Source organism: Dethiosulfatibacter sp. (assembly GCF_983023055.1).
This window is the reverse complement of sequence record NZ_CEZJXU010000302.1, coordinates 1-3,227: the sequence shown is the minus strand read 5'-3', so window position 1 is coordinate 3,227 and position 3,227 is coordinate 1. Positions and strand designations below refer to the sequence as shown.

At 37.2% G+C, this 3,227-nt stretch carries 3 protein-coding genes and 1 pseudogene; all 4 read right to left on the bottom strand.

Annotated features, from left to right (window positions below; genetic code table 11):
- Positions 1-748 (bottom strand): annotated as a pseudogene (locus tag AC3AX0_RS09990) (amino acid--tRNA ligase-related protein); the annotation flags it as partial.
- Positions 749-767: 19 nt separating this feature from the next.
- Complete coding sequence (gene greA / locus AC3AX0_RS09985; RefSeq protein ID WP_487550145.1) at positions 768-1,241, bottom strand: transcription elongation factor GreA; 474 nt, start codon at positions 1,239-1,241, stop codon at positions 768-770.
- 80 nt (positions 1,242-1,321) lie between these two features.
- Complete coding sequence (gene dusB / locus AC3AX0_RS09980; protein ID WP_487550144.1) at positions 1,322-2,302, bottom strand: tRNA dihydrouridine synthase DusB; 981 nt, start codon at positions 2,300-2,302, stop codon at positions 1,322-1,324.
- A 6-nt stretch (positions 2,303-2,308) separates the two neighbouring features.
- Positions 2,309-3,094, bottom strand: coding sequence for a biotin--[acetyl-CoA-carboxylase] ligase (locus AC3AX0_RS09975; protein ID WP_487550143.1), 786 nt, complete (start codon positions 3,092-3,094; stop codon positions 2,309-2,311).
- Positions 3,095-3,227 lie beyond the last annotated feature (133 nt).

The following is a 3,227-nucleotide window of genomic DNA, read 5'->3' as shown; positions in this document are numbered from 1 at the left end:
AGCTCGGAGAATGCATTTGCACTTTCCCAAGGAGGAGTAAAATCAAGCTCAATTCCCTGATAGTTAATCTTTGTAGTTCCGTTTGCCTTTTCACACATGAATGCAACTACATTTTCAGTAAGCTCCATCATATATTCATAGTCAACGTAAGCCTTGTATACTTCCATCGCTGTATATTCAGGATTGTGCTTAATTGACATTCCTTCGTTTCTGAACATTTTACCTATTTCATATACTCCATCGAATCCACCTACTATAAGTCTCTTGAGGTATAATTCGTTGGCAATCCTTAGATACATGTCTATATCCAAAGTATTGTGGTGAGCAATGAAAGGTTTTGCAGAGATTTAGACAACAATAAAACTTCAGTGGCTCTAATTGAAACTTCGCCCATTTTAGTTTTAAAAATTTCGACCTTGACTCCGATGATGTCAACGATGTCATGAGTTTTCAGAGTGTTGTATTCATCTTCTCCCAACAAGTCTTTTTTTGCAAAAACCTGCATTCTTCCTTCACTATCTTGAAGATCATAGAATCCTACCTTACCCTGGCCTCTTTAAGACATTATTCTTCCTGCACAAGATACGGCTTTACCTTCCATATCTTCATAGTTATTCTTAATGAACTTGCTATTGTGGGTAACATCGTATTTTTCTATCTTGAAAGGATCCTTCCCTTCCTTGACAAATTTCTCAAGTTTTTCTCTTTTTATAAGTCTCAGCTCATTAAGATTTTCAATATCAGACACAAAAATCCCTACTAGTTAGTTATTTTATTCCTAATACTTCATATTCAACTATGGCACCGCTAGGTGTCTCTACATTTACGATATCTCCTTCTTTTTTGCCCATAAGAGCCTGTCCAAGAGGTGATACGTTGGATATTCTTTCCTTAAACGGATCAGCTTCTGCAGATCCAACTATCTGGTATTCCATTATTTCATCAAATTCAATGTCTTTCACCTTAACTGTGCATCCAAGATTAACAAGATCATTATTGTTATTGTTCTCTATAATTTTTGCATTCTTAAGCATGTTTTCAATCTTAAGAATTCTTCTTTCTATATCAGCTTGTTCATTCTTTGCTTCATCATATTCTGAATTTTCACTTATGTCACCAAAAGCAAGAGCCGCTTTAATCTTTTCTGAAACTTCTTTTCTTTTTACAACCCTCAAATTTTCCGTTTCCGCTTTAAGGTCTTCTAAGCCTTGTTTCGTTAGCAGAGTTTCATTATTTGTCATTTTTTTCTCCCCTTTGGTAAATAATATTTTATCCTACAAAGTATATGTTATGAGACATCATATGTCAAGGTATTTGATATCTATGAATCTGTATTTATTTTATCTATGTATTCGTTGATGAGACTAATCATTTCATCTCTTGTCTTTACCCTATTGAAACGTCCTCTCATTTCGGCCGCACCATGCAATCCCTTTATGTACCATCCCGCATGTTTTCTCATCTGCAAAAGGGCTACTCTTTCAGGTTTTTCCATGACCAGCATTTCAACATGTTCCGAAAGCTGTCTCAGCTTTTCTTCGTGGGCTATTCGGTCTTCAACTACACTTCCCTTAATGAGTTCATTGGAATCCCTGAATATCCATGGATTCCCAAAGGCTCCCCTTCCAATCATGACACCGTCACATTTGGCGTATTCAAGCATGTCCATTACATCCTTAGGTGTGAATATGTCGCCATTACCTATAACGGGTATGTCCATATTCTCCTTAAGTTCCCTTATTGCATCCCAGTCTGCCTTTCCTGAATAGAACTGCTCCCTTGTCCTTCCGTGAAGTATTACTGTATCAATACCTGACTCCTGGGCGATTCTTCCTATTTCAAGAAAATTGATGTTTTCATCGTTCCATCCCTTTCTGAACTTCACAGTTACAGGCTTGTTGGATGCAGCCTTTACCCTTTTCATTATTTCACCGGCAAGCTTAGGGTTTTTCATTAGAGCGCTCCCGTCTCCATTTTTAACTATCTTTGGAGCAGGACAGCCCATGTTTATGTCAAGAATCTGGAATGTATCCATATGATTCAGCTTTTCAATCACTATTTTCTCCATGATGTCCGGATCAGATCCAAATATCTGCAGAGACACGGGGGTGTCTCCCACATCTATATCCATGAGAGTATGTGTCTTCTTGTCGTTGTACAAAAGACCCTTGGCGCTTATCATCTCCGTACATACAAGACCTGCACCGAATTTTTTGCATATCATTCTATAGGTCTTGTCCGTTATACCTGCCATTGGGGCAAGTAAAACATTGCTTTTCAATTCTATATTACCTATCTTCATCAATATTTATTCCTTAATCATTCTTACTTCCTGCTTGTTCATATCCACTATGTTTCCGCAGGATGAGCAGTCAGAGTACAAAAGGCTTCCGTCACAGTCAAAACCGGATATTTCCACCTTTTTCCATCTTTTGTTGCCTTTTTTTCTTATTTCCATAAGGTTGTCGTATCTTTCAAACATTCTGTTCCATGGCTGGAAAAGCTCCTGGCCTTCGTCTTCTACAAATCCAAGATATTTCTTTTCCAAATCATTGAGAATATCCGATACAAGCTTCTCCCTTGGAATTCTTTCTCCAGCAATCTGGTTGAGGGAAATTCCTCTGTCAATATTTGACATGAAGTCTTCATTTTTTATATCAAGATTAACTCTTATTCCAACTATATATGATACTTCTCTTCCTTTTATGGATTTTTCCACAAGGGTGCCTCCCAGTTTTTTGTCTTCATAGTACAAATCATTGGGCAGTTTAAGTTCTGTCTCTATATCTATATTTTTAAGTACATCGTGTACCGATGCGACTGCTGCAAAATTTAGTACATTGGTTAAGTCCCTGACTCCAGCATTTTTGAATATTATACTCAAGTATAGTCCACCCTTTGGAGAATACCAAAGATCCTTGTTTCTTCCCTTGGAATCCCACTGTTCTTCAGCAAGTATCACCATTCCATTAGGACTTTGGGCTGAAATACTCCTTGCCTTCTTCACTGCACATTGGATGCTGTCAAATTGAAGGAATGTCCTTCCAACTTCCCTGGTTTCCAATATTGAGTTTAAAAGATCAAAATCATACATTCAAATCACCTCTCATCCCGATGTATGAATAATACTATAATTCAGTCTAATATTCAAGGATAATTACCTATTTATATACTTCAGAGGGTTGTAACTACAACATCTAAATTTACTTTCCTACTATAATCAGGCA

Coding starts and splice junctions, on each gene's coding strand:
- greA (WP_487550145.1), bottom strand. CDS start 1,241: ATGACAAATAATGAAACTCTGCTAACGAAACAAGGCTTAGAAGACCTT.
- dusB (WP_487550144.1), bottom strand. CDS start 2,302: ATGAAGATAGGTAATATAGAATTGAAAAGCAATGTTTTACTTGCCCCA.
- AC3AX0_RS09975 (WP_487550143.1), bottom strand. CDS start 3,094: ATGTATGATTTTGATCTTTTAAACTCAATATTGGAAACCAGGGAAGTT.